Source organism: Flavobacterium sp. K77, from assembly GCF_021608205.1.
GTDB classification, from domain to species: Bacteria; Bacteroidota; Bacteroidia; order Flavobacteriales; family Flavobacteriaceae; genus Flavobacterium; species Flavobacterium turcicum.
Genome location: NZ_JAKIHO010000011.1, coordinates 1 through 26,743, shown reverse-complemented (window position 1 = coordinate 26,743; position 26,743 = coordinate 1). Strand labels below are relative to the sequence as shown.

Sequence of the window (26,743 nt, the reverse complement as noted above, 5' to 3'; positions counted from 1 at the left end):
GTTGGCATTCAAGCTTCCGTTGCTAACGTCAACACTTCCAAAGACATTGATGCGGTTGTTTAAGCGGCTACTACCCGTGTGTTCAATTTTGAGGTTTCTTATGTTAGTAGTACCAGTTCCTGCAAAAGTTACAGGTGCTGAAAAAGCTAGGGTTCCATTGTTATTGGAGATGGTTCCATTATTGGTTAGTGCGCCACCTTTGTAATTGATAGTTACGTTTCCAGAGGTTACAACATTAATGTTACTGCCGATTGAAAAAGTATTTTGTGCGCCAGCAATCACGTTAACAGTCCAACCATGAAAATCGGAAGATGTTTGCGCAACTCCATTATTAAAGGCAGTACCGTTTGTATAAAGATTTGAATTAGAGAAAGTTAAAAGATAAAGTGTACCAAAATTATTATAAAGTTCCCAACGGTATGTGGTGTTCGCAATTAAATTTATGTTGGCAGTTGTAAAATCAAAAGTTTTAGTAATTCCTGGACCCCATGAATCTGTTGTGGTTTGACCTGCAATTGATCCAGTGGCAAGAACAGTTCCTCCTGCATTTAACAAACGTACTCCAACAGTTATATCTTCACCTGGATTGAATACATCTACACTAGAACCTGCTGTTGGTGTAAAAGATATTGTTCCTAAAGTGACTGTACAAGAAACTTGAAAAGACTGCCCTGTTGTAGTTAACAAATTGGTTGCTGAAGCAGCTGAAGTAAGCGAAGTACTACACTGTCCTAGAACATAATTATTGTTTAGGAATAACATGAGCATGATAATGCTTTGGATAAATAATTTTTTTTTCATAAATTTATTGGTTTGGAATACATTAATTGCGTTAAATTTTTTACTTAGGTTTTGTATTATTTGTTAAAAATTAACATTTTTATATGAATTGTTAATGCTTTTTTGAAATAAGATTTTTTCACAATATTTTTTTGTGTTTCAAAATTTGTCTCACTTCGTTGATATTTTTATCGGTGAGTTTTATGTTGTTTTGAAAGCATGTGTAAATAGCTTCGTCTCTTTTTAGAAAAAGGAGTTTTAAAAAATTTACTAGTATTTCCATAGTGATATTTCTTTGTTAACAAATTTCAAATAATTTTTTATATTAACCTAGTACAAACTGCCTACCCGATGGGTAGTTTTGCCGACTACCCGTCGGGTAGTTTTATTTATTAAGTAATTGATTTAAAAGTAATTATGGTTATTTTGATTTTCATGTACGTTTAGTGTTGTTTTTTGATGTCTTTTGGAGTAGTCCATAAACGTAAAAAGTAATTTTTGAAATTTGATTTGTTTTTTAGTTTACGGGAGGATATGGATTTTATTTTTTTAGAGAAAACTTTCAAATTTTGTTTCCGTGACTGGCTAAATTATACAGAAATAGTTTAGGATATTTGAATTTCCTATTCTTAAATTTATGAGAAAATATCAAGTTTGTCTGGCATGTGTAAAAGATCGATTCAGTTAGTACTTTTTCATAAAAATGAAATTTGTCTCGATAAATATCATTTTAAATTTTTATGGAAGGGGAACAGAGTGTGATACACAAAATGAATCGTTCTTTTGCTTTCATTTGGTTTTTTTCTTAGAAAAAACAAGTTTGTTAAATAACAGATGAGATACTGAATATCCATCAATTTAATCTTGCAATCTGTTTTGTAAAATGTGTTAGAGGAATTTATGGAGCGAAACATTTTATAAAACTGGTTGCACCAATTAAACGCAAAAAGACTCTCCCGACCAGAGGAAGGAAGTGTCTTTTTGCGGCCCGATTTTGGCTTTTTGGTTGTTTTTACGCGATGTGTACAAAATTGCTTCAGATCATAAAAAAGTTGATTGTATATGTAGTATAAAGAAATATATTGCACAAAAATGAATAAGCAACTGAGCTTGAACAGGAATTTTTAAGCAAATCTCCTTTCACGACATTACTCATTTTGAATTATGATGCAGATAATAAAGATGTTTTCTGAACCATATATGTTTTTTTTATAGTGTCTTGTTACACGGATTACTTTTGTAAGGTTTATTAATGCAATTGGAAAGCTATATAAATTTGTCACGTTTATTCTCAGTAATTAAAAAAAGGTAACCGCCCCTTGGCGGTCACCTGTGGTAATACATTTAGATTAGTTAAAATTGAAAACATCTGAACCGATTTTCTCGAAAAAGGTACACAATTCAAATGCTTTCTGTGATTTGATTTGAGCTGTTCCACCCATTACGATGCTTTGCAACTTGGCTTCGTCATCTTTGTAGTTACGTACATTCTGATAGTATCCTGTCACAGCATTATACGCTCCGAACAATGTGCCTTTTGTGGTGTTCATGTTTTGAGTGTCGCTTGTCATAGCGTATGCAAAAGCATCTTGTACTACATTTTTAAAGACTGTGGAAACTTCATCTTCAGCACCTTTTTTAAGCAAATCTAAGGTTTCCTTGTTCGGGCAAAGAGCCATTTGGATTAGTTTTTTTACCTCTTGATCAGTCACGTTTACTTTAGCCCACTGGTTGAAGATGCCTTCTAACTGGTTGCTTAAGGTATCTGCTAAGCCCATTACTTTATGTGCATTTTCCAAATGCTGTTTTGCTCCCGAAGTATGTTTGATGCGTACCACATTGCTCATATTTCGAAGCGAGGCATTGAGGGTATTTTGGCAAACAATACGAATAGGGGTGAAGGCGGCTGTAATGCTTCCACTTCCATCATGTGAAGTAGTTAGGAAAATATATTTTTCTGTAACATCATCACCATTGCCAACACGAATATAGCCCGGTAATTTAGCAGTGATAAAAATGCGTTCTCCATTTCCTAGAGCACCTGCAGTCTCGTACAAAATCCCATCAGTACCGCCTACAATGGCATCAAAGAAATTAAATGCTTCACGATTTTGTACGATGTGATAGTCTTTACCAACAACTCCTAAAACGGTATTATTATCGGTACGAATGTTGGCGAAGTAATTGGGTACTTCCAATTCGCTACTACCCATCGCTATGTCGGTAGTGGTTTTGATACTACCCGAACACTTTGTAAATAAGGGGGATTTTACGACTTCGTAATCTAATCCTGCGTACTGGATTGCTTCTTTACTTGTTAGGTATTGGTCCACGATTTGGCCTAAACCGTGCCACGCTTTTTGCTGTACTGAGAAGAAACTGTACTTTCCTGTTTTTTCGTTGAAATTAATGTTGTGTGCCATGACATAATGATTTAAAATTTATAATTGTTTTATTACTGCGGATTAATTTTTTTTTTTTTAATTTTATTTGGCAATGAGAGGAGGTGTTGTTTTGTTTCATCAAATCCATTTGTAATATTTTATTTCTCATTGCTGACATTTTTTTTATTCGTCTAAAGAGCCGGAGTATGCTATGTTTCGTTTCAGAAGCAAAAAAAGGTTAGTGTCTAGCAAGAGCAAGGCTTTGATAAAAAATACAACCCGTAGGGGTGGAGATTTTTTGACAAACCTAAAGGGCAAGGCCTTGCTATTGCGTTAAGGACACGGAAATACCTTTGCTGCTGAAATGAGACAAAAGCATAGTGGTTATTGAATTTAAAAATGAAGTGGAAGTAATGAAGAGGTTACCAAATGGTTCTGATTATCATAAAAGGTGATCATTATCCTAAGACTTCTAAATCTATATTTAGGATTTTATCATAATTTATAAAGTTTACAAGAGTACATGTTACTGATGCAGATTTTGTTATGCGGATAAATAATTATATTGTTGTTCATCAGTATTAAGTGCCAGCTCAAAAAGGATTTTAGATCTCCGGATAACAGTTCTTTTGCCAAACTATGAAATGTCCAGTTGTCTATTGTTAATTAACCTGTAAAGCGTACTTATGCTGATTTAAAAATGAAGAGTTACCTGTGTAATTTTTAAAAATTCAAGTTGCTTTATTTTTTCCAAATCTGTGTTTAAAGCTGAACAATCACGCTCTTGGTTTTTTCTACTTTTCCTTTGTTCACCAGTGATTTATAACCACGGCTTTTGCAAATGTGAGAACAAGAGTGTGTGCGCGTTGTTCTCATTTTGAACTGTTTTTTGCACTGCTCACAAATTGTGATAACCTCAATGTTAGAACTTATAATGTGACTTATTTTGTGTCCCATTATGTCTCTGTCTATCATCATCTCACAAAAAAAATCTTGATGTAGATTTTTTTTGAGTGGTACAATAGTGGTCCAAAAAGGAACAAACTATCTGCCGATAAACCTAAATAGACAGAAAGAAGAATCCCAGTTAAAATAACGTTTTATGGAATTTTAACTGGGATTCTTTGTTTTATTTTTTGATGTTTTTTGAAACCTATTTTCAAATAAGGAAAATTGCAAAAAAACTCTCGGCAAAAATTACAAAATACTATAGCTGAGGGGTCTTCTTCAACACGAGGATGATTCGTTTGCCTAACGCTAGTTTTTGAAAGCAATTTTGGCGTTGCCTTTATTTAAGATTAATTACCAAGAGTCGTTGAATAGCCAATCTTAGCCAAGAATCTCCTTTTAAAGCCGAAGATCTATTATTTCTATATCATTCTAATAATTTAGTAGTTGTACCGATTAATAAAAGAAATAAAAAACATGAATTTATTTTTTGGTAAATAAAAATATGCAACAATTAAATTTTAAAAAGAATGTAATGGAAGAAATTATAACAAAAGAAGATTTAAGGCAGTTTGGTCTGCAATTATTAGATAAAATGCGAATTATAGTACAAGAGTCTACTCATGTGCAAACGGAATTAGAACAGCCACAGTGGCTCAAAAGTAAGGCTGTGAAAAAGCTGCTGGATATCTCTGCAGGTTCAGTGCAGAATCTCAGAGTGACACAGAAAGTTCGATTTAAAAAAGTTCTGGGTTCGTATTATTATAATAAAGAAGATCTTCAGAAACTTTTCAATAATGAACCAGACAAATAAACCAAGTGAAGACCAAATCATGCACTATTTGTCCATTTGTATGGACGATACAAGGCTTAATGTTTGGCATCTGGCCATTTTAGCGGCAATTGTAAATTTAGGTTATAGGCAGGGACAATGGGAGAGAATTAAAGTCAGTCGCAGTAAAATAATGGCATTGTCGCATATAAATACACTGCCAACATACCATAAATATTTTAAACAGCTTCAAGATTTTGGATATTTCAAGTATAGCCCTTCATACCATCCAGACTATAGGAGTGAAGTTACACTACATGAAAAGAGGTGATCTCATAACTAGTGAGATAACCTCTTTGTTTTACTATTTGTTTATTTATTTATTTATTTATTTATTTATTTATTTATTTATTTATGTTTCAGTATCTGACTTAAGATGACAGTATATTATATTTTTCCTTAATTGCTTTTATATCTTTTTCTAATCTAGAAAGTACAGCCAAATCTACTTTGGACATCTTTAGAGACGTTTTAGTCAGTCTTTTATTGAGCAGTGACATTTCGCGTCCAATGGTTATCTGTTCTGTAATTGCATAGGCTTCTGTCTGTTTAATAGACGCATGGCCTAACATTTCTTTAACTACATTAATGGGGACATTATTGTTTAATGTAACTGTACTTCCAAAGGTTCGACGTGCCATATGTGTATTTAGTGTGAAGGGAAAACCGCATAGAGTAGCAACCTCTTTGAGATACTCGTTCATTTTCTGGTTTGAAGAAACTGGTAAAACTGTGCCACGCTGTAAGCACAGAGGGTGTTCTTTATATTTTTTAATTATCTTGAGTGCTTGAGGCAATAGTGGGACATTGGTAGGAGAACCTGTTTTTTGTCTTTCAGACATTATCCAAGAATTCCCGTCAATACCATCTTTGATATCGGTTTTTTTTAATTGATATGCGTCGATATAAGCCAATCCCGTGTAACATTGGAATACAAATACATCTCTGACGACATTAAGTCTTTCTGTGGTAAAATAATGCCTTTCCAATTCATACAGTTCTTGTGTGGAAAGAGGTTTCTTAACTATTTTGGTTTTTCGGCTTTTAAAGTTTTTAAAAGGGTCTTTTAGGATAACTTCCTTATCGATTGCGCGAATGACAATTTTTTTGAAATTAGCAATGTATTTGAGCGTGGTATTATTGCTGCAATTTCGAACTGTTCTCAGGTAAAACTCAAAGTCCTTAATAAATTCAAGATTTAGATCTGTAAATTCAATATCATCAGCATTAAATTTAAATCGAATAAATGACCTTAAATGATTTATCGTAATGGTAAAACGATCAAGAGTTCCTTTAGCATATCCTTTTCCCAGTAAGGCAGTCATTTCATCATTATGTTTTTGAAATTCTTCCAGTACTTTAACCCTTGGAGTTACGTTTCCTAATACGTAATCCATGATCTTTTGGGAAGTTATCGGTTTTCCGCTGTACATAATTTCGGTCTTGTATTCATTGATTTTTAAAATCAGTGAATCGAGAAAAAAGTTAAGGGATCTCGCATCTTCTTTGGTGCCGATAGCCCTTTCGATTTTCTGGTCCCAGCGGGCGCTGTCCCATTTTCGTTTAGTGGATGTTTCCTTAGGGATTCCATCTACAGTTATTCTAAGATAAACTGTTCTAATTTTACTTTCATTGCGGGGAATTTTCAAAAAGAAAACCAACCCAAAGCTGCTCTCTAACATAATTCAACTTTTTAGATTAATAAATGTAGAATTATAGCATCAAAAAAACAAGTCGTTAACCTCGTTAACCTCTGTATTTACTAGTGTTTAAGTGGTATTCTGTGGCACATTTTGCGAACACGGTAATGTGCCACGATTTTGCCATAGAAACTTTGAGCGTTTTTATAAATATTGAAAAGTGCTTTAAAATAAAAAAACCTGCGAATCCTAGGATTTGCAGGTTTTACCACGTTTTTTGCGGGTTTTTGAAAAGATTGAAAAAGTTGCCTTTTTGCTTCTTTTACCCTTTTGGTGGGGAGAGCAGGATTCGAACCTGCGAAGTTTACACAGCAGATTTACAGTCTGCCCTCGTTGGCCGCTTGAGTATCTCCCCAAGACTTAAACAAGTGTACTTGTTTTGCTAACCGGGTGCAAATATAGGAACTGTTTTGATGTTTCCAAACAAAAAATGAACTTAATTTTGTACTTTTTTTTAACGTATTGGTATTGAATAAAATAAAAAAATCTCCATGAAGGAGATTTTTTTATAAACTGCTTTTTAAAGCATTATTTGTTTAGTAATTCGATAACTTTTGCACGTAATGCTTCGCCTCGAAGATCTTTTGCGACTATTTTTCCAGAGGCATCAAGTATAAAAGTGGCCGGTATAGACTCGACTTTATATTGTGCAGCAATTGGTTCGTCCCAAAATTTTAAATTAGAAACTTGGTTCCAAGTTAACTTGTCTTTTGATATTGCTTCTTTCCACGCTTTCGCATCCTTGTCCAAAGAAACACCAATGATATTTAAACCTTTACTATTAAGTTCTTTATAAAGTGCAACTACATTAGGATTTTCTTGTCTGCATGGTCCACACCATGAAGCCCAAAAATCAACAATTGTAACTTTGCCCAAACTTTCCTTCAAAGAAATTACTTTTCCTTCTGGATTAGGTGCTGAAAAATCTGCTCTTCAGTTACCAGCTGGTGCAGCTGGAGCAGGAGTTGCGCCAACGGCAGCAGGAGCTTTCATTTCCGCTAATTTAGTTTTGATTGCTAAACCTGGTTTTGTTTTTTTCAAAGATTCGTCTAAGCTATTGTACATTTTTTCAGCTTTAGCGATATCCATACTTGGATCATTCAACATACCTTGCACGATTAGGGCAGAGATGAATGATTTTGGGTGTGATTCAGCATAAGTGTTGTATTTTGCTTTAGATTTAGTAGTAACATCTTCTTGAATCTTTGCAAATTCTCCCATCAATTGGTTAATGACAGTTTGGTCATTTTTTTGCTGAGCTGCCTGCATTGCTGCCATGTTTTTAGTTTGGAAATCCATAAGTGGTTTTTGCACTTTTGTAATTTCTTCGTTAAAAGTCATGTATTCGTCGTTATTATATGTTCCTGACACTTTTGATTTTTGGATGCTGTCCTTGTTAATCTCAATTACAACTTCGGCATTTTCAAGGATAAAAGGAATTTTTGCTTGCGCACCTTCTAATTGAAGTGTATAAAAAGCAGGCTCAGTAATGTTTCCTTTCATTTCAAACTTACCGTTTTCAACTTTTACAGTATCTTTTGCCAACATCATTCCAGTAACATCTTGAGTTTCTAAAATGATTGTTTTTCCGTTGTCAATTCCTTTTGCAGTTCCTGTAATTAAGTACTCATCTTTTCCTACTTTACTACATGAAATAAAAACAAGGGCTGCTGAAAGTAATAAAATTATTTTTTTCATTATTAATTAGTTAATTGAGTTAAGGTTGCAAAAGTATTTAAAAATTGTAAAATAAAAATAATTTTTCAACCTAATTTTTTGTTATTATTTACTATTTATTCTGTATCTAAAAGTCAAATTATCAAATTGTATACTGTTGATTTCACAATTTAATGGTCAAAAAAAAAGCATTCTTATTTGGAACAAGAATGCTTTTTTATATTTAGAAATTCACCTTAATCTTGGTTTGTTGTTTTTCTCCAAGTGTAAGCATTTAAAATATGTCTTTTAGCAAAACGACCTGGTGAGTCAGCATTTACCATTTTTACATAAGTTGCTTTTGGTACGCTAATGTATTCGTAAACACTACCATTTGAAAAATTGATGATTAATCTACCGTCAACAAATTTATAATCTGTAATTGTTGATGTAGAAATTGTTTCAGTGTATTCAGGTAAATTTGCTTTGATAGTTTCTGGGTTGATACTAACAAGGAAATGGTATGCCTCAATAATTTTTTTACTGTTTTCTTCTGCTGCTTTCAATCCAGCCTCGTCACCTTGAAATTTATCAGGATGAGCTTCTTTCATCGCATTGCGATAAATGGTTTTTAAATCTTTCAGCTCTGCAGTTTTGTCTACATTAAGCAATTTGCGGTATTCAACTATTTTTTTCATAAATATGTAACTACTTGTCTTTTAAGATGAAATGAATAGATCTTGATTTCAAAATCGACAATTTTTTGCAAAGGTACACTTTTTTTTATTTTTCACGTTTGTCACCTAAAAAATTAGTGTAAAAGTTTAGTTTTCTTTACTGTTGTGGTTTATGATTTGCTTTGTCAAAGTTTTTTGATTTTTTCGGATATTGTTCATGACTGATATCACTTGGGTTTTCAATTACAGATTTAATTGTGATCAAATCTCCTAATGTGTGTTTTAAAGCCATTTTATAATCAAGGAGATAAATGCCGCAAAAAAAATTGTTTTTGTCGTCTTTCTCCATAATTCCTGTATAAATTCCTTTTTGTAATATCTTATCGTCTTGAGATTTTGTCATGTTTCTTTTATTTGTTTTCTGGTTACAAAGTTATGCAAATATCCTTAGCTCTGTTTTATTTTATAAGTTGTATGTACCTTTGCGTTATGAATTTTGATTTTAAACCACGTCCCGGATCTTTTAAAAATACTTTTTGTGTGTTTACAGAAGTAGAATTAACTGCTATTGAACATTTAAAAATACAGTACGAAAGTAAAGCAGGTAGTACTTATTATTACACCAAAGTAGGAATGTACCGTTTGTCAAATCATTGGGGACGCCTAGCGAATAGTAAGTGGCGCTTGGAGCCTATGAAACCTGAAACGCAAGGAAAAAGAAAACTTGGTTTTGCTAAATGGGATTCCTTCTATCCTGATAACGCAACTGATCGATTATACTATTTAGAAGCTGATTTTGAAAATAAGACAGTTCAATATCAACATGTAAATAACCATTTGTATGATAAAAAAGCAGTACTAAGGACTAGTTTTGATACAAGAAAACGTATCAAACAAATTCGGAATTTACTCGAATTAGAATCTTGGGCAAAATACTTTGATGAGGAAGACATCGATATATTACGAAGAAAAATAATTACAAGGTTAATTGAAACTGATAAAGCTTTAGATGAAATAAAAAACGAAGTTATGTTAGGTAACTAAACTTCGTTTCGATCTCGACAGATTGGTATTATTCGTCTTTGGAAGCAATTAATATTAGGTCATTAACTGATATTGGTTTTGAAATGTAACCCAAAATATCATTGTATTTTTTCGATTTGCTTTTGTCCTCTACCGCAATAGATGAACTCACAATGTAAACTGAGAATTCTTTTTGAATTTGCGGCTTTAAAGTCGATAATTCTTCCATAAATTCCCAACCGTCCATTACAGGCATGTTGATATCTAGCAATATAATGTCAGGAATTGTATTTTTGTTTTCTAAAACTTGATACACAATATCCATGGCTTCTCGACCATTTTTAAACGTACTTACCTCGGAAAACATGGCAGATCGCTGTACTATCTTGTTGGCAATAATTTGATAAATTGGGTCGTCATCTACAATCCATATTGATTTTTTTGTGATCATTGTATATAAATTTTAAATGTTGTACCAATATTAGGTTCACTTTCTACTGTAATGTTTCCACCCATTGCATCAATTTGGTTTTTTGTTATAAATAAGCCAATTCCTCTAGCATCAGCGTGTGATGTAAAGGTTTTGTACATTCCGAATATTTTGTCTGCGTTCTTCACTAAGTCAATCCCGATTCCATTATCTGTAATTTGAATAACTTTCTTTTTATGCTCTTCATGCAGGCTAACTGTAATCACAGGTTGACGCGAATTATCTCGGTATCGAATGGAATTGGAAATAATGTTAAATAAAATGCTTTCTAAATATGCCGGATTGTATTTTATTAAAATGTTATCAGGAATTTGATTCTGCAGGATAACGTTTTGAGTTGAGATTTCGTCAGCTAATACAGCAGCAGCTCGACCAACATAATCCCTCAAATTTAAAGTTTCGGATATCAATCCGAGGTTATTTCGAATATTAATTACCTCATTTAAATGCAACATGGTTTCGTTTAATGATTCACTTGCAGATTTTAGAAGTTCCATCATTTCTTGGCGTTCTTCTTCAGATTCAGACGATTCTATCAAAGCTACAACAGAGGCAATATTGCTGGTATGTGATCGTAAATTATGTGAAACTATATAAGAAAAGTTAAGTAAACGCTTGTTTTGCTCGCTAACGATAGTAAATGAATTATTCAATTCATCTTGTGCTTGCTTTGCTTTGGTGATATCGATCATAATGCCGCGTAAACTGGCCGCTTTTCCGTTTTCATAAATAATATTTACTATATCTCGCAACCAAACAATCGAGCCATCTTTGGCTATCATGCGGTATTCAAAGTCATGGTCTTCACTACTTACAGTTTTTGTTTTGCAATATTCTTGTACCCAAGCTGTATCTTCTTGATAAATATGGTCACTCCAAAAATTAGGATTGGCCAACCACTCTTCGGGCGTATATCCTAAAATATGTTCTACTTTTTGACTAATAAAATTAAATGAAAAAGTGTCAGCGTCACATTCCCATACAATTCCATCAATAGTATTAATTAAGGACTCTACTTTTTGTTTGGTTTCCAAAATAATTTTCTCAGAAGTAAGTCGTTCAGTAATATCTTCACTAGACACAATTACTCGTTCAAAACTTCTTTTATTTCCTTTAATAACATTCCATCTTAAATTGATATCTCTATATTCACCCTCCGCATTTTTCATTTGAGTATCAATAGAAAACTGCTTTTTTCCTTGTGATATGCCTATTAAACTTTCTATAAAATGTTGATTAGAATGCATGTTATGTAAAACTGCTTGGTGCTGTATTAACTCTTCTTTCGTTTTAACTTTGTATAATTTAAGGCAGGCTTTGTTAACGTTTATAACTTTTATTAATGAATAGCAACTGTTTACCACGTCTTGGTTTTTTGTGAAAAATTCAGCTAAAAGTGTTTTGTTTTTTTTGTAAAGATTATTTTCTTTTAAATAGTTTTTAATTGCAGAAAAGTCTTCTTCACGTAGTGGCAAAGGAGAATCATCAAAAAGACTTTTAAAGCGAGTTTCATTCTTTTTTATTAAAAATTCAGCTTCTTTTTTTTGTGAAATATCTTCTACAATTGAAATAACAGAGCTTAATTTTTTATCATTTTTTAGTAAGGGTGAAACGGTCAAATGTACCCAAACAATGGTTCCGCTTTTGGTAAAATATCTTTTTTCTACCGCATATTCTTTTATTTTACCATCCATTAATTGTCCTAACATTTGTAAATCTAATGCCAAATCCTCTGGATGCGTAATATTCTGAAAGTTTTTCTCTTTCATTTCTTGTTGCGAGTAGCCTAAAATAGAACAAAATTGGTTGTTTATTTCTATAAAATCTCCCGTATTAGCATCTACATGAGCAATCCCAAGCGCTGCTTGATCAAAAATAGATTGAAATTTGATTTCAGAGTCTAATAATTTGGTAGCTTGTATAGTAACCAATGATTGTAATTCTCTAGGTAAATTAAGTAGGCGATATACTAAAAAACCTAATAGTGCTGCTATGATAATACCTATTACTCCTGGAATTACAATTTGGGAATATAAATAATTTTGATTTTTAGATATCAAGTATAATTTCCAATCCCCGTCTGAAATTCTGTTAGATATATTGTAGTGCTGCGAAAAGTCATAATTTGCGTTTGGCAAATAGAAAACTTCTTTTTGAAGAGTGGTATCAAACTTTGAAAATTGAAAATAATATTTTGAATTATCAATGTTTTTAATCCCTGAAACATCCAAAAAGGTATCTAATTTTATAACAACAGCAGAAAATCCCCAGAATTTATTTTTGTAAAAAATAGGAAATCGACCAACAATTCCTAGGCCTCCCTGACGCAGTTTTAAAGGCCCTGCAAAATAAATTTTACGCTTTGCTATAGACTGCTGGGCTTCATTTTTTAGATAAGGGTCGGTTAAAATGTTTAAATTAACTGCTGCCTTGTTTTTTTCCAAAGGATAAATGTATTTGATTACACCGTTTGGTACTAATTGTACAGCAAATATGGATTTGTTAGATTCAATTAATCGCTTGCTTACATATTCGAAGTCTTTTGGGATTCCCTGATCGTTTATCGATAGCGCTAATGTGAGGGTAGTAGTGGTATAATTTTTAAGCGATTGTTCAATGTTTTGATGTACAACCTGAAGAATATTATTCATTTCTCTTCGGTCGTGTTCCTTTAGTAATTGGTATTGCTGGTGCACAATGAACCCTGCTACGACGCTCAAAAACAAGAATGTTAGGAAACTGGTGCTAACAGGTCTTTCTAAAAACCAAGAAATGAGCTTATTGTGTTTTTTGTCAAAGTTCATGCATCAAAAGATATGTTAACAAAGCTTTAGCATTCAGCAAATAAATATAAGAAAAATATTTATTATTATGTGCAAGATAGAAAATTAAATTTTCTGACAACTGTTTTGTAGGAATAAAATAAGAAATTTATAATATTTTAGTTTTTGATTAATGTTAAAGTATACTTCTTCTTAATGGTAGTAATTTAAATAGTTAACAATCAATTTATTAAGTTATTAATTGAATAAATCAAGATGAAACAATGTTAAAAAAATAATTCTGTTTGAACAATAAAGACGAACTTTGCCAAGCAAAACAAAAAATATATAAATAAAATACTGTGGGAAGAAATAACGAACGCAACATCAAAAAACACAATGATAAATTGCACAAAGCGCAGGATAAAGTAAAGAAAGCGGTAATTGCAAGAAAAGAGAAATTGAAGCAAATTACCAAAAAATTTAACGAGGATAAAAACAATCAAGAATAAGTTAAACAGTAAGCATACATGGAAAATCCTAAATTTGAAGAAATAAAAAAGAGTGTGCAGCATATTATTGATTGCATTGCTACAAAGAATGCACAAGATGCCTTACTAACTTTGACAGATGTGAGTGATGAATTAGATGAATTACTCGATTATTCTGATGAAGATGATGATTTAATTGAAATAAGTAAATACCAAGTTTTATTAAATCAGTTGCAGCAAAAAATTGTTGGTTTAAATGATTCGAGTTCAATGATAAATTAGAATACGAATGAACTTAACTGATTTATGCCCATGCTGTTCTGGAAAAAACTATTCTGGCTGCTGTCAATTAGCTCATTTAGAGCATTCAAAAGTCCGTTCTGCTGAAACTTTGATGCGTTCTCGTTACAGTGCATTTGCATTGCGAAATGCAGAATATTTAATGATAACTACTCATTCGTCTCAGCAAAAATACCACTCAAAAGAAGATTATTTAACTTGGGCTACTCAAAATGAATGGTTGAAATTGGAAATTGTTGAAGCACATGATAATATCGTTGAGTTTAAAGCGTGGTACCATAATCAGGAAAAGGTTTTATGCCTACATCACGAACGATCAAGTTTCGTTATGGATAATGGGGCTTGGTATTACGTGGATGGAATTTTTGTTTAAGTGCTCACTTTACAAATAAGCAATCGAAGATAATATGAAATGGAAATAAAAAAGAGACTATTAAAGTCTCTTTTTTATTTTGTACTGTACATTTATTTTTTAGTAAAGGTTAAAAAGTCTGTACCGCCATTTCCACCACTTACATCTTTTAGTTTTAGGACAGTTGCTGATTTTTCAATAATTTCCCAATCATCAGAAATTTCTAAAAATTGAGCCGGCGATGTAAATGCAAGGTTAAAATCTAGATCGTTAGGGCTATCATCATTACTGTTTTCATCAGTAACGGACCAAGTTCCTTTGTAAGTATTTGTTCCATTTGTAGCTGTAACGGTATTGTTCCCTTCAAATGTAAATGTAAATCCAGCAAAGCCATTGGTTTCTTCGTGATCCCTATCATAGTAATAGCTCACTGCCCAAGTTCCTTGATTGACGATGCTTACTATTGCAGCTACATCGTTTCCGTTAGTGTTTAAGTCGTCATCGCTGCAACTCATTGCTGTTGTTAACATGAACAACAATGCAAGTAAAATGTTTGTTTTAATGGTTTTCATCTTTTAAAAATTTTGGTGGTTATTCTTTTGATAACAACGATATTAAACCATTTTTAGTGTAGTAACATAATGAAAACAAGCTTAATAGGGAGTATTATATGAAAAATATTATTTTTTTGTTATTTAGTATGGGTTTTTAGCCGTTTTTGCATTTGCTGGTAAAGCAAAAAAACTAGGTTCTAAAACTTTGTTTTCAATACTAGTGGCAGTTACTTCCATCGAAAATTGAGGGTTTTCAATGATATATTTTAAAGGTAATGCTTTTGATTGCGATACAAAGGCATACCAATTTCCGAATTTATGATTCACAAATTTATCAGCATCTACGCCTATTTTGGCATTGTAGTAATATTTTTGAATACCGCTTTTGCAGGTTAAAATTACTTCATCACAACTATAGCCTACCACAGTAGTAACCGCTTTATTAATTTCTACCTTGAGTACTTCGTCCGGATTAACAGCGCCATCATTCCACATAAATGTTTCGGAATTCGACATTTTTGTATACAGCTTGTTTTCGGAATTAATGTAATTTTGAGATTGCAGTAAGCTACCATTAGAAATCGTTTTATAATCACCATTTTTTATGAAATACTCCATTGTATTGCCCATCATTGCTGCAAATTGAGCATCGGTTACATTGGGTAATTTACTTTTAATATTGTTTTGATAAACAATTTTGCCTTCAAAGGTTTGTGATTGAACAACGAAACACGTAAATAATAATGATGTCAAAAAGAGAATTGATTTTTTCATTTTTTAATTGATTTTGAGGAATTGATTTATGGTTTTAAAAGGTGTAATTATCTGGTTCGAAATGTAAAAAAGACAGAAATGATTGTAAAATTTTAAAAGTAAATCCCAGATTAGTCTTACCATACTATTCTGCAATCAAGGATTTCTTCACCTTGTTTTCTAAATCAAAGATATCTTTTTTCATGGTTTGTAGGTTTTTTTACTTTTAATTATTTCAAAATAACAACTTTTTACATTCCGTAATGGTCAAATTAGTGACCAAAAGTTTTTAACTAAAAATTAATAAACGTTTCTACAACATACTTTTAAAAAGCCGTAATTTTAACAATTATGAGAAACAAGACTACTAAAGGATTTTACTTCAAGTCGTACGAGGCGCCGTATCAGTCGCCCTTCGATAGGCTCTTTGGTATATTCAAGGAGCTAATTACCCATACCTCAGGTGATTTTGATGAAGCTATTGATTGGTTGCGAGAACTTGATGTAGAGTACAAACTCACAGATGATTCCTATACCATTGATGATTTTATCGAAGACTTAAAGAAAAAAGGTTACCTACGTGAGGAAATCAAAGACGATGGAACTCCAGGCTTAGGAATTACTGCCAAAACAGAAAGAGCCATTCGCCAGCAAGCCTTAGATACTATTTTTGGAAACTTAAAACGAGCTGGAAACGGAAATCACAAAACCAAACATAGCGGTAATGGTGATGAGCACACGGGCGAGTTTCGCGAATTTCATTTTGGCGATGGTCTCGAGCGCATTTCGTTAACAGAGAGTTTACGCAACGCCCAAATCAACAATGGTGTGGCCGATTTTATGCTCACCGAAAATGATTTGATTGTTGAAGACACACAATTCAAAGCTCAAATGAGTACCGTATTGATGATAGACATCAGTCACAGTATGATCTTGTACGGCGAAGATCGTATTACGCCCGCCAAAAAAGTAGCCATGGCGTTGGCCGAATTAATCACCACGCGCTACCCAAAAGACACTCTTGATATTTTGGTATTTGGTAACGATGCTTGGACAATTGCTATTCGCGATTTACCATACCTGAAAGTCGGACCTTATCATACCAACACCGTAGCAGGTTTGCAATTAGCCATGGATATTTTGCGTCGAAAAAGAAACACCAACAAACAAATTTTCATGATTACCGATGGAAAGCCAAGTTGCGTGCGTGAAAAAGACGGATCATATTACATGAACAGCAACGGTCTCGACGAATACATAGTTGACAAATGCTACAATCAGGCGCAACAAGCTCGAAAGTTACACATTCCGATTACAACTTTCATGATTGCCAACGATCCGTATTTGCAAAAATTCGTCAATAAATTTACGGAGTCCAATCAAGGGAAAGCCTTTTACACCGGATTAAAAGGTTTAGGCGAAATGATTTTTGAGGATTATGAAACCAATCGTAAAAAAAGAATAAAGTAGAGTAGGGCGTTACCCGCCGCGGCGGGTCGGGCTGTACGCTATATCTTTTGTTTCGCTATCGCTACACAAAAGGATGCCGCTGTCATCCCTAACGCAACCTCGAATACCATAAAAATAATATACATTTTCAAAATAGATCTCAATGAACCACATAAAAACACTTGGCGAATTAAAACAAGCCGGATACCAAACTAAAAGTATCAAAGACGAATTGCGCAACAACCTACGCGATAAAATAAAATCAGGAAAAACAACTTTTGAAGGCGTTCACGGTTTTGAAAACACGGTAATTCCAGAATTAGAACGCGCTATTTTATCGCGCCACAACATCAATTTATTAGGTTTACGCGGTCAGGCTAAAACGAGATTGGCTCGCAAAATGATTGAATTGCTGGATGAGTATATTCCTTTCGTTGCTGGCTCTGAAATCAATGATGATCCATTAGCGCCCATTTCACGTTTTGCAAAAGACTTAATTGCCTCACAAGGCGATGCCACACCAATTGCGTGGTTGCACCGTAGCGAACGCTTTTTCGAAAAATTAGCCACGCCAGATGTAACTGTCGCCGACTTAATTGGAGATGTAGATCCTATTAAAGCTGCCAATTTAAAACTATCTTATGCTGACGACCGTGTCATTCATTTCGGCATGATACCGCGTGCTAATCGTTGTATTTTTGTAATCAATGAGTTACCAGATTTACAAGCCCGAATTCAAGTTGCTTTGTTCAATATTCTGCAAGAAGGTGATATTCAAATTCGTGGTTTTAAACTGCGTATGCCTCTCGATATGCAATTTATCTTTACCGCAAACCCCGAAGATTACACCAATCGCGGTAGCATTGTTACGCCTTTAAAAGACAGAATTGGTTCTCAAATATTAACGCACTATCCAGAATCGATTAAAATTGCGCGCACCATCACGGAGCAAGAAGCAAAGCTCGATGTAAATCAGAGCGAATTGGTTTACGTGCCTTCATTAGCGCGTGATTTGTTGGAGCAAATTAGTTTTGAAGCAAGAGAAAGTGAATATATCGATAACAAAAGCGGAGTAAGTGCCCGAATGAGCATTACTGCTTTTGAAAATTTATTGAGCACTGCGGAGCGTCGTGCTTTGCGAGCAGGAGACGACAAAACGACCTTGCGCTTGTCTGATTTTATGGGAATCATTCCTGCCATTACCGGAAAGGTAGAATTGGTTTACGAAGGAGAGCAAGAGGGAGCTGCAGCCGTAGCACAACATTTACTTAATGATGCGATACATACTTTTTTTCCAGCTTTTTTTCCGAAAATTGAAAAGTTAGAAAAACAAGATCAAAAAACGCCATACACTGATGTTATTGAGTGGTTTTTTGCCGAAAGTGGTTTTGAGTTGCTAGATGATTGCAGCAATGCAGAATACGAAAGAATTTTGAGTAACATCGCTCCATTGGATGCTTTGATTCAAAAATACCAACCGCAGTTAGAAAAGCAAGATCAAAATTTCATGAAAGAATTTATCTTGTGGGGATTAGTTGAATATAAAAAACTAAGTAAAGACCGCTTTGCAGAAGGTTATCAGTTCAAAGATATTTACGGTAGTTTTATCAGTAAACTATAATTTCAAAAGGGTTTAGCTTCGGTTAAACCCTTTTTTTACATCTTATTTTAAAAAGTCATTCAAAAAAAACTTGCGTGTGTAGCGTTTTAAAAAATGTATTTTTGCAGTTCAAAATAAAATAAAATGTTGTTTTTACTATTAAGTGTTGTTTGCAGTGTTACCGTTGGGGTTATCTTCAAACTGTCACGCCGTTATGATGCAAATCCGAAACAAATTGTAGCCTTTAATTATGCTACTGCTGTACTACTTTGTTACTTATTTTTTGAACCTAATTTCACAGATGAAACCGTCGTTTTTCCATGGAAATTGTATGTTCCTCTTGGTATATTACTACCTACTATTTTTTTAGTTTTAGCAAAATCAATTCAACAAGTAGGCATTGTAAAAACCGATGTAGCTCAGCGCTTGTCATTGTTTATTCCCATCCTTGCGGCTTGGTTACTTTTTGGCGAGAGCTTTTCTGTTTTTAAAGTAAGTGCATTAGTTATTGCTTTTCCGGCGTTGCTTTGTATTTTAAATAAGCCGAATCAAGATCAAAATGCGCAATGGATTTATCCTGCGATCGTATTGGTAGGTTTTGGTGCTATTGATATTTTGTTCAAACAAGTGGCACTGCATACTACTTTGCCATATACCACATCTCTATTTGTAGTTTTCGCGATTTCACTAACAATTATGGTTGGGGTGTTATTGTATCAAATAGGTATTCAAAAGCAAAAATTTGTTTTTAAAAACGTTCTTTTTGGTATTGCTGTCGGACTGTTTAATTTCGGGAATATTTTGTTTTATTTGAAAGCACACCAAGAATTTGCCCTAAATCCCTCAACTGTTTTCGCAGGAATGAACATGGGAGTTATTGTGCTAGGCAGTGTAGTGGGCGTACTAGCTTTTAAGGAAAAATTATCCAAGCTTAATTACGTAGGACTTATTGCTGCAATTGCTGCCATTATTTTGATAGTTCTTTCGTAAAAACAGTAGAATTATAAAGTTCCGGTATCTTGAAATTGTTAATTGTTTAAACCAGGCATTTTATTGCTTAGCTGAGAAAGTTCTATCACGTTTTTGATTTTCAACTTGTTGAAAATTTTGTTTTTGTGTGTGCTAACAGTAGTTAAATTAATATCAAGTTTGTTAGCTATTTCAATATTACCGTCTCCTAAAATCAGCAATTCCGTAATTTCTTTTTCTCTTTTGGATAGTTGCTCTAATGGATTCAAGCTGTTTCTGTTGGTACTTATTTGAATTAAATTTTGAAGGGTACTTGGTGGTAAATAAGATCCGTTTTGTAAAATTAAATCAACAGCTGTTGTAATTTGATTTTTATCACAAAGTTTATTCAAATATCCATTGGCACCAGCCATTATGTATGGGCAGGCATGAGTTTTTTCGTCATAACCTGAAACCATTAAAATTTTTACTTCGGGTTGCATTCTCTTAATTTCTTGAATCATATCGGTATTTTTACCCCCCGGAATATTGATATCCAGAAGTATTAAATCCAAGGTACTTTGTTCTAGTTTAGCTAGTAACTCAAAGTAAGTATCGGCAGTATCAATATTAAATTCAGGGAATCTTTCCTGTAATATTATTGAAATTCCTGTGCTTACTACAAAATGATCATCAACGATTAAGATATTTTTTTGCATTGTATTCTATTTTAATTCTACACAAATTACTCAAGTGGTATAGTAACCATTACCTTTGTTCCTTGCCTTAAATTACTTTCAAAATGTATTTTTCCTTTTATGATTAGGAGTAATTCTAGCACTAAATGTAAACCAATTCCGTAGGTGCTTAGTATTAATTTTTCAAGGTCTCGGTTGTTTTGAAGTGTCATATAATAGTTTATTTGTTCTTCTTTCATCCCTATCCCTGTGTCATTTACGTAATATATAAGATTTTGGTTTTCTATTTTAGCGCCAATAGTTATTGTCCCGTTGTGTGTGTTTTTGACCGCGTTGTCCGTTAGATTGTGAAGGATTACCGAAACGATTCGGCTGTTGATATTTGATAATAAATCAGGAGCTACTTCTGCAATTAAAACTGTTGCATTGTTAGCAGCAACTTCCTCAAAGAATAAAATTTTATTTTCAATTAGTTCAATGATTGAATAGGTCTTTTTTTCGCCGTGTCGTTCTTCAATATAAATTTTAGAGTAATCGATTAGATTTTTTGTAAAATCATTCAATTGCGTTGTTGATTTATAGATGGAAGCAATATATTTTCTAGACAAAGTGCCTTGCTGCGGATTGTCTAATAAGTGCTTTGCAATGACCTGAATGTATTTTAAGGGACTTTGTATGTCGTGACTTATGGTTCCAATAATTTTTTTGTGTTGGATGATTTCTTTTGACAGATTGTATTTGGTTTTTTTTAAATCCTTAATAGTGCTTAAAAGTTGTTTTGTTTGAGCGCCTATCTTTAATTTCGATCTTTGGATGCGTTTGGCAATAGCATAGTAGTATAGCGTGATTGTACTGATGAGAATCAAACTGAAAATTACATTGAACCAAATAAGGTATTTTTTTGTGGCGCGTGTACCATTGCCAAAACTTTGTGAAAATGCATCTTGATTAAGTTCGATTTTAGAACTCAATACGTTAATCTTCACAACCATTTCAGATCGATAATTTTCATTTAATTTATTTTTGTTACTTTCCTGATGGATATTCTGACCAAGTTGAAATAGTTCTCTGTTTAGTTGATCACCAAGTTCCCAGTGATAAATAGCTTTTTTAAAAAATGGTACTGATTTGAAGGTATTAAACAACCAAATCATATCGTCTAAATCTTCAACAGAATTTTTTCCTTCACTTAATGCATTTTTAACAATCTTTTTTTCGGCGCCACTTTGCATAGCAATTCGTGCTTTTTCATCTCCAAAATTTACTGCTAAACCATCTTCAAATTGTTGCCAATACAAATCTTGCTCAGTGAACAAAAATAGGAGTAAGCTGTTAACTGCCTTGTTGTGACCTTTAGAGTAAAGGGATTCACCATTTACGTAAGATCTAGTGGCTGACATTATCTTAATTGTAAAATAATTCACAAGAATTAAAACGGTACAAGCTATAACTGTTATACTGATAACTTGCCGGAGATTTAATGCCTTCAATTTCAGTTTTGGTAATGTATTGTACAAGTGTTAGCGTTTTAAGATTGTTGATACTTCTCAAATGTAATAAAAAACTTTGTTATTTGATATGTCTAATTGCTTAAAAAAGAGCAGTTCATGTAAAATTTGTAAGAAAGTGTCAGTTTTAATATTTATTTACGATGATTTTAAACTCCATTTATTTTTATGAATTGGTAGTTTTTTATTCGCAGGATAATCTACTGTTCCTTAAAAGATTACCTTAATTTTAACTAAACCCTAAAATCAAGTAATAAATAGATTAGTGTTAGGCTGCATGCGTAGCCACACAACGCCAAGCTTTTATCGATTTAACTAAAATTAGTCCTTATGAAACAGAGCTACCTACCATCCATTTTGAATTGGCTAAAACTTGATAAGACTTTAAAAGTAAATTTGCTGTCGCTAGTTATTCTAGGTTTATTCTTCTTCAGTACTAATATTGCATACAGCCAATGCAATTTTGAAGTTCCTCGTTCTTTTACGACTACCAATTTCGATAATTTATCGGTTAGTTCTTCAACATCAGGTGTGTGTTCTTCATTGTTGGGCTGCGTTATAGCAAACGAAAGCAGATTGATAGATGCAGATGAGACCAATAATGCAACCGCGAGTTTTGGGGCACTGGGAGTTGGTACTACACATCGTTTGCGAGTTACTGATGGAAATACAGTTTATGCTGCTGGATCATTTGCAGGATTTAAAATCCAACCCTTTGTAGGTTTATTAAATTTAGATTTACTAAACGGTATAAGTATAGTCACCTATTTGAGTGGTCAACCATTAGAGTCTTTTTCAGGTGCCTCTTTACTAGGATTAAATGTATTAAGTAATCCAAACGATTTTATTGTAGGTTTTAATACGTCTTCTGCATTTGATGCAATAGAAATTGTTTTTAGATCCGGTGTTTCAGCATTGAGTTCTACCAAAATTTACCATGCAGTCCTTAGAGAGTATTGTGCTGGCCCAGCTTTAAATTGTAATGTGAGTACAAAACCTCAATTGCCTACTTTTCCAGTTGCTATTAACCAAACGGTGACAGGAATATCTGGAGTTGGATTAGGTACTGTTGCCAATGCTGAAAATGCTATTAACTCGGATTCAGATGATTTTGCAACTTTAAATTTTAATCTTGGTGTAGCGGCAACTGCGACGTTTGCGATAAAAAATCAAGTAGATGTATATCCAATAAACACATTCGCAGGTTTTGAAATCGAAAATTCAAATTTAGCTACAGTTGGCGCTTTGGGAAATGTAGTTGTTGCAACTTACTTAAATGGCATTTTAAGAGAACAAAGTAGCGGGAGTAATTTAATTGCTAATACGGGCTTATTAAATGCAGGTAATCGCACGCCATTAGGATTTGTTGCATCTCAAACTTTTAATGAGGTTCGGCTTATAATCAATCAAACTTTGACATTAAATTTAGGCACAACTAGAATTTACGGTTCAGTTTTACAAAATTTTTGCGCAGGTCCTAATTTACTTTGTAATACACCAACAGCTATGACCGCTCCGCTATATCCTGTTTTTGTAAATTCTGCAAATACAGGCTTTGATGGTGTACTTTGTGTAGGTTGTAATGTAACTAATACTCAATTTTTGATAGATAATGATTCTTCAAATTTTGCGACAATCAATAATACAGTAGGAGTTGGTGTTATTGGTAAGCTTGCTGTTAAAAATCAAATAACAGATTATCCTTCTGGATCATTTGCTGGGTTCGACATCGAAACGCCAGCATTAGCCAACGTAGACGCATTAAATGGTATTACAATTAAAACCTACTTAAACGGAGTAGTACAAGAAACTAAATCAGGTTCAGGAGCTTTAGTAGCAGTAGGATCTAATTTACTGACTGGTTCAGGAAGGCAAACACTTGGTTTTGTGACATCAACTGACTATGATGAAGTTCAAATTAATTTTGAAAATACAGTAGCAGTAAGTTTCGGAACCATTCGGGTGTATAATGCAGTTATTCAGCAATTTTGTGAACCTACCGTAGTTTGTGATACTACTTATTTTTTATCAAATCCAGAATTTCCTGTTCAAGTTAATTCATCTCGTAGCGGAATTTCTGGGGTCGTTTGTGTGGGTTGTGATGTTACAAATGCATCAAATGTTGTAACGGCTGATTTTAACGATTTTGCAAATATAACTCTAGTTGCAGGTGTAGGAAGTACTGGTTCTATTGCTGTGCAAGATCAGTTGTTTACCTATCCTCCTGGTACTTTTGCAGGATTTGTTATTGATGATTTGGGTACCTTGGCACAAGTAGACTTGTTTCAATCATTAACAATTAGTACATATAACAACGGAATCTTGGTTGAATCAAAATCAGCTGCGAATTTAATTGATCTTGCGGCACTAGGAATAAATGTTTTAGGTTCTTTACCAGGTGTTTATAATGTAGGTTTTAAAACATCACAAGAATTTGATGAGGTTAGAATCAGCGTAAATGGATTAGCATCAGTCATTAATTCTATCAATGTTTATGGTGCTTTTGTAAATACTTCGGAGAGCAATGATGGTGCTACTGGAAATTTCAATTGTTTTTCTGCTTCTCTTTTACTTACAAAGGATGGTACTTACAATGATTTTAATGGTGACGGTCTTGTAAATGTTGGAGATAAAATTGATTATGTTTTTGAAATTAAAAATACAAGTAATGAAAATTTGACAAACGTCTCCCTTACCGATAATAATGCCGTAACCTCCGGACTTCCGATTCCCTCTATGCCAGCAGGAGCAGCGGATACAAATTCTTACTCAGCAGTTTATTTTATAACTCAGCAGGATATTGATGCAGGTGTAGTTTACAATTTAGCTACCATCACCGCACGTACTTTTTTTGGATCGACAGTGACAGCAACATCTACCGATCCAACTCCATGCGTTGATTGCCCACCTAATCCATCATGTTCATCATGTACTGCCACAGCTCTGCGACAAGCAAATACAGTTTCATTAGTGAAAACGGCAGTTTATAATGGAAATGCTGCTGCTGCAAAAGTAGGCGACACCATTACCTACACATTCACGATTACTAATTCAGGAAATACTACGTTAACCAATGCTGTTGTGACAGATGCAAAATTAGGATTGACCAATGTGTCTGTCAGTCCGAGTACTTTGGCACCATCAGAAAGTGGAACTTTAACTCAAAACTACACTATCACCCAGGCAGATATTGATGCAGGAAGTGTAATCAATTCTGCAGTAGGAACTGCGCAAGATCCGGACAATAATACTCTTTCAGATACTTCAGGTACCGCAGTTGATAATGATGATAGCACAATTACTAATTTACCAAAAAATTCAAGCTTAGCTTTAGTAAAATCAGCCGTTTATAATGGCAATGCTACAGCAGCACAAGTTGGCGATACGATTACTTACACATTCACTATCACCAACACAGGAAATACAACTCTGACTGATGCGGTTGTAACCGATGCTAAATTGGGTATGACCAATGTAGCGGTAAGTCCGAGTACTTTGGCACCTAACGCAAGTGGCACTTTAACACAAAACTACACGATTACCCAAGCCGATATCGATGCGGGAATTGTTACGAATTCTGCAATAGGAAGCGCGACGGATCCATCAAATGCGACAGTTTCAGATACATCGGGAACAACAACTACGAACGATACCGCAACGGTAACGACAGTTCCTTCTGCGCCAAGCGCATCAAGCGTAGCTTTGGTTAAAACGGCAGTGTACAATGGCAATGCGACAGCTGCACAAGTTGGCGATATTATTACGTATACCTTCATCATCACCAACACAGGCAATACCACTCTAACCAATGCGGTTGTAACCGATGCTAAATTGGGTATGACCAATGTAGCTGTAAGTCCGAGTACTTTGGCACCCAACGCAAGTGGCACTTTAACACAAAACTACACGATTACCCAAGCCGATATCGATGCGGGAAGTGTTACCAATTCGGCAGTAGGAAATGCGACAGATCCATCAAATGCGACAGTTTCAGATACTTCGGGAACAACAACTACGAACGATACAGCAACGGTAACCAATCTTCCAAAAACATCAAGCGTAGCTTTGGTTAAAACAGCTGTTTACAATGGCAATGCGACAGCTGCTCAAGTAGGCGATACCATTACGTATACCTTCACTATCACCAACACAGGGAATACGACTTTAAGCAATGCAGTTGTAAGTGATGCTAAATTGGGTATAACCAATGTAGCGGTAAGTCCGAGTGCTTTGGCTCCAAACGCCAGCGGAACATTAACACAAAACTACACGATTACCCAAGCCGATATCGATGCGGGAACTGTTACGAATTCTGCCGTAGGAAGCGCAGCAGATCCATCAAATGCAACAGTTTCGGATACTTCGGGAACAACAACTACAAACGATACGCCGACAGTAACGACAGTTCCTTCTGCGCCAAGCACTTCAAGCTTAGCGTTGGTGAAAACGGCAGTTTACAATGGCAATGCGACAGCTGCTCAAGTAGGCGATACCATTACGTATACCTTCACTATCACCAACACAGGAATTACTACTTTAAGCAATGCCGTGATTACGGATGCTAAATTAGGAATGACCAATGTAGCGGTAAGTCCGAGCACTTTGGCACCAAATTCCAGCGGTACTTTAACTCAAAACTATACCATTACCCAAGCTGATATCGATGCGGGAACGGTTACGAATTCTGCCGTAGGAAGCGCGACAGATCCATCAAATGTAACAGTTTCCGATACCTCAGGAACGACTACAACAAATGATACCGCAACGGTAACGAATCTTCCAAAAACATCAAGCGTAGCTTTAGTAAAAACAGCTGTGTACAATGGCAATGCCACTGC

The 26,743-nt window shown here is 34.2% G+C and carries 21 protein-coding genes, 1 tRNA gene and 1 pseudogene; 9 read left to right on the top strand and 14 right to left on the bottom strand.

Annotated elements, in window-relative coordinates:
* The coding region (locus L1S34_RS14270) for a hypothetical protein (RefSeq protein WP_236364705.1) at positions 1 to 801 on the bottom strand (801 nt) is incomplete at its 3' end.
* A gap of 1,328 nt (positions 802 to 2,129) precedes the next feature.
* Entirely contained in the window at positions 2,130 to 3,203 is a 1,074-nt protein-coding gene (locus tag L1S34_RS14265) for a DUF932 domain-containing protein (RefSeq protein ID WP_236364703.1), read from the bottom strand.
* 1,444 nt (positions 3,204 to 4,647) lie between these two features.
* Between L1S34_RS14265 and L1S34_RS14260 the strand changes: the two genes are divergently transcribed.
* On the top strand, positions 4,648 to 4,926 hold the full coding sequence (locus L1S34_RS14260) for a DNA-binding protein (protein ID WP_236364701.1): 279 nt from the start codon (positions 4,648 to 4,650) through the stop codon (positions 4,924 to 4,926).
* A gap of 389 nt (positions 4,927 to 5,315) precedes the next feature.
* On the opposite strand, the gene L1S34_RS14255 is transcribed toward L1S34_RS14260, so the two are convergent.
* The 6 genes and pseudogenes from L1S34_RS14255 to L1S34_RS14230 all read right to left on the bottom strand — a co-directional run bounded on the left by L1S34_RS14255 (position 5,316) and on the right by L1S34_RS14230 (position 9,380).
* A complete protein-coding gene (locus L1S34_RS14255; protein ID WP_236364699.1) occupies positions 5,316 to 6,626 on the bottom strand; it encodes a site-specific integrase in 1,311 nt (436 codons plus the stop codon).
* A gap of 289 nt (positions 6,627 to 6,915) precedes the next feature.
* A tRNA-Tyr gene (locus L1S34_RS14250) sits at positions 6,916 to 6,999 on the bottom strand.
* 173 nt (positions 7,000 to 7,172) lie between these two features.
* A pseudogene (locus L1S34_RS14245) lies at positions 7,173 to 7,559 on the bottom strand (TlpA family protein disulfide reductase); the annotation flags it as partial.
* A gap of 18 nt (positions 7,560 to 7,577) precedes the next feature.
* A complete protein-coding gene (locus L1S34_RS14240) occupies positions 7,578 to 8,342 on the bottom strand; it encodes a DUF4369 domain-containing protein (RefSeq protein ID WP_236364696.1) in 765 nt (254 codons plus the stop codon).
* Positions 8,343 to 8,557: 215 nt separating this feature from the next.
* Complete coding sequence (locus L1S34_RS14235; RefSeq protein WP_210789734.1) at positions 8,558 to 8,998, bottom strand: KTSC domain-containing protein; 441 nt, start codon at positions 8,996 to 8,998, stop codon at positions 8,558 to 8,560.
* Between the two features lie 136 nt (positions 8,999 to 9,134).
* Positions 9,135 to 9,380, bottom strand: a complete 246-nt coding sequence (locus L1S34_RS14230) for a hypothetical protein (protein WP_236364694.1) — start codon at positions 9,378 to 9,380, stop codon at positions 9,135 to 9,137.
* A gap of 86 nt (positions 9,381 to 9,466) precedes the next feature.
* Here L1S34_RS14230 and L1S34_RS14225 point away from each other — a divergent pair, with 86 nt between their 5' ends.
* Positions 9,467 to 10,021, top strand: coding sequence for a hypothetical protein (locus L1S34_RS14225; RefSeq protein ID WP_236364692.1), 555 nt, complete (start codon positions 9,467 to 9,469; stop codon positions 10,019 to 10,021).
* 28 nt (positions 10,022 to 10,049) lie between these two features.
* Here L1S34_RS14225 and L1S34_RS14220 read toward each other — a convergent pair whose 3' ends face one another.
* Together L1S34_RS14220 and L1S34_RS14215 are read right to left on the bottom strand one after the other, a co-directional pair.
* Positions 10,050 to 10,451 carry a response regulator gene (locus tag L1S34_RS14220; RefSeq protein ID WP_236364690.1) on the bottom strand — a complete coding sequence of 134 codons (402 nt, stop codon included), beginning with the start codon at positions 10,449 to 10,451 and terminating at the stop codon, positions 10,050 to 10,052.
* Complete coding sequence (locus tag L1S34_RS14215) at positions 10,448 to 13,294, bottom strand: PAS domain S-box protein (protein ID WP_236364689.1); 2,847 nt, start codon at positions 13,292 to 13,294, stop codon at positions 10,448 to 10,450. The genes L1S34_RS14220 and L1S34_RS14215 overlap by 4 nt, the downstream gene beginning before the upstream one ends.
* A 320-nt stretch (positions 13,295 to 13,614) precedes the next feature.
* Here L1S34_RS14215 and L1S34_RS14210 point away from each other — a divergent pair, with 320 nt between their 5' ends.
* The 3 genes from L1S34_RS14210 to L1S34_RS14200 are packed head-to-tail and all read left to right on the top strand — an operon-like array spanning position 13,615 to position 14,416.
* A complete protein-coding gene (locus tag L1S34_RS14210; RefSeq protein WP_236364687.1) occupies positions 13,615 to 13,764 on the top strand; it encodes a hypothetical protein in 150 nt (49 codons plus the stop codon).
* 18 nt (positions 13,765 to 13,782) lie between these two features.
* On the top strand, positions 13,783 to 14,025 hold the full coding sequence (locus tag L1S34_RS14205) for a hypothetical protein (protein WP_236364685.1): 243 nt from the start codon (positions 13,783 to 13,785) through the stop codon (positions 14,023 to 14,025).
* 7 nt (positions 14,026 to 14,032) lie between these two features.
* Positions 14,033 to 14,416 (top strand): YchJ family protein, encoded by a 384-nt coding sequence (locus tag L1S34_RS14200; protein ID WP_236364684.1) that lies wholly within the window; start codon positions 14,033 to 14,035, stop codon positions 14,414 to 14,416.
* A 92-nt stretch (positions 14,417 to 14,508) separates the two neighbouring features.
* Here L1S34_RS14200 and L1S34_RS14195 read toward each other — a convergent pair whose 3' ends face one another.
* Entirely contained in the window at positions 14,509 to 14,967 is a 459-nt protein-coding gene (locus L1S34_RS14195; RefSeq protein ID WP_236364682.1) for a hypothetical protein, read from the bottom strand.
* Positions 14,968 to 15,090: 123 nt separating this feature from the next.
* On the bottom strand, positions 15,091 to 15,723 hold the full coding sequence (locus L1S34_RS14190; RefSeq protein WP_236364680.1) for a hypothetical protein: 633 nt from the start codon (positions 15,721 to 15,723) through the stop codon (positions 15,091 to 15,093).
* Positions 15,724 to 16,053: 330 nt separating this feature from the next.
* On the opposite strand from L1S34_RS14190, the gene L1S34_RS14185 reads away from it, so the two are divergent.
* From L1S34_RS14185 to L1S34_RS14175, 3 genes are all read left to right on the top strand, one after another.
* Complete coding sequence (locus L1S34_RS14185; RefSeq protein WP_210789713.1) at positions 16,054 to 17,172, top strand: vWA domain-containing protein; 1,119 nt, start codon at positions 16,054 to 16,056, stop codon at positions 17,170 to 17,172.
* Positions 17,173 to 17,314: 142 nt separating this feature from the next.
* The gene (locus L1S34_RS14180) at positions 17,315 to 18,772 is read left to right on the top strand and encodes an AAA family ATPase (RefSeq protein ID WP_255710831.1); all 1,458 of its coding nucleotides are present in this window, start codon (positions 17,315 to 17,317) and stop codon (positions 18,770 to 18,772) included.
* A 123-nt stretch (positions 18,773 to 18,895) separates the two neighbouring features.
* The gene (locus L1S34_RS14175; RefSeq protein WP_236364679.1) at positions 18,896 to 19,741 is read left to right on the top strand and encodes an EamA family transporter; all 846 of its coding nucleotides are present in this window, start codon (positions 18,896 to 18,898) and stop codon (positions 19,739 to 19,741) included.
* A gap of 38 nt (positions 19,742 to 19,779) precedes the next feature.
* On the opposite strand, the gene L1S34_RS14170 is transcribed toward L1S34_RS14175, so the two are convergent.
* Both L1S34_RS14170 and L1S34_RS14165 read right to left on the bottom strand, forming a co-directional pair.
* Positions 19,780 to 20,418, bottom strand: coding sequence for a response regulator (locus L1S34_RS14170; protein ID WP_166133942.1), 639 nt, complete (start codon positions 20,416 to 20,418; stop codon positions 19,780 to 19,782).
* Between the two features lie 26 nt (positions 20,419 to 20,444).
* Positions 20,445 to 21,797, bottom strand: coding sequence for a sensor histidine kinase (locus tag L1S34_RS14165; protein WP_236364677.1), 1,353 nt, complete (start codon positions 21,795 to 21,797; stop codon positions 20,445 to 20,447).
* A gap of 438 nt (positions 21,798 to 22,235) precedes the next feature.
* Here L1S34_RS14165 and L1S34_RS14160 point away from each other — a divergent pair.
* A partial coding sequence (locus L1S34_RS14160; RefSeq protein ID WP_236364674.1) for a DUF11 domain-containing protein occupies positions 22,236 to 26,743 on the top strand: 4,508 nt, incomplete at its 3' end.

Bases quoted from the DNA above. Each gene is read 5' to 3' on its own strand.
- L1S34_RS14200 (WP_236364684.1), top strand. From the start codon at position 14,033: ATGAACTTAACTGATTTATGCCCATGCTGTTCTGGAAAAAACTATTCT.
- L1S34_RS14165 (WP_236364677.1), bottom strand. From the start codon at position 21,797: ATGTCAGCCACTAGATCTTACGTAAATGGTGAATCCCTTTACTCTAAA.
- L1S34_RS14220 (WP_236364690.1), bottom strand. From the start codon at position 10,451: ATGATCACAAAAAAATCAATATGGATTGTAGATGACGACCCAATTTAT.
- L1S34_RS14225 (WP_236364692.1), top strand. From the start codon at position 9,467: ATGAATTTTGATTTTAAACCACGTCCCGGATCTTTTAAAAATACTTTT.
- L1S34_RS14255 (WP_236364699.1), bottom strand. From the start codon at position 6,626: ATGTTAGAGAGCAGCTTTGGGTTGGTTTTCTTTTTGAAAATTCCCCGC.
- L1S34_RS14230 (WP_236364694.1), bottom strand. From the start codon at position 9,380: ATGACAAAATCTCAAGACGATAAGATATTACAAAAAGGAATTTATACA.
- L1S34_RS14170 (WP_166133942.1), bottom strand. From the start codon at position 20,418: ATGCAAAAAAATATCTTAATCGTTGATGATCATTTTGTAGTAAGCACA.
- L1S34_RS14260 (WP_236364701.1), top strand. From the start codon at position 4,648: ATGGAAGAAATTATAACAAAAGAAGATTTAAGGCAGTTTGGTCTGCAA.
- L1S34_RS14240 (WP_236364696.1), bottom strand. From the start codon at position 8,342: ATGAAAAAAATAATTTTATTACTTTCAGCAGCCCTTGTTTTTATTTCA.
- L1S34_RS14185 (WP_210789713.1), top strand. From the start codon at position 16,054: ATGAGAAACAAGACTACTAAAGGATTTTACTTCAAGTCGTACGAGGCG.
- L1S34_RS14190 (WP_236364680.1), bottom strand. From the start codon at position 15,723: ATGAAAAAATCAATTCTCTTTTTGACATCATTATTATTTACGTGTTTC.
- L1S34_RS14180 (WP_255710831.1), top strand. From the start codon at position 17,315: ATGAACCACATAAAAACACTTGGCGAATTAAAACAAGCCGGATACCAA.
- L1S34_RS14195 (WP_236364682.1), bottom strand. From the start codon at position 14,967: ATGAAAACCATTAAAACAAACATTTTACTTGCATTGTTGTTCATGTTA.
- L1S34_RS14175 (WP_236364679.1), top strand. From the start codon at position 18,896: ATGTTGTTTTTACTATTAAGTGTTGTTTGCAGTGTTACCGTTGGGGTT.
- L1S34_RS14235 (WP_210789734.1), bottom strand. From the start codon at position 8,998: ATGAAAAAAATAGTTGAATACCGCAAATTGCTTAATGTAGACAAAACT.
- L1S34_RS14205 (WP_236364685.1), top strand. From the start codon at position 13,783: ATGGAAAATCCTAAATTTGAAGAAATAAAAAAGAGTGTGCAGCATATT.
- L1S34_RS14215 (WP_236364689.1), bottom strand. From the start codon at position 13,294: ATGAACTTTGACAAAAAACACAATAAGCTCATTTCTTGGTTTTTAGAA.
- L1S34_RS14265 (WP_236364703.1), bottom strand. From the start codon at position 3,203: ATGGCACACAACATTAATTTCAACGAAAAAACAGGAAAGTACAGTTTC.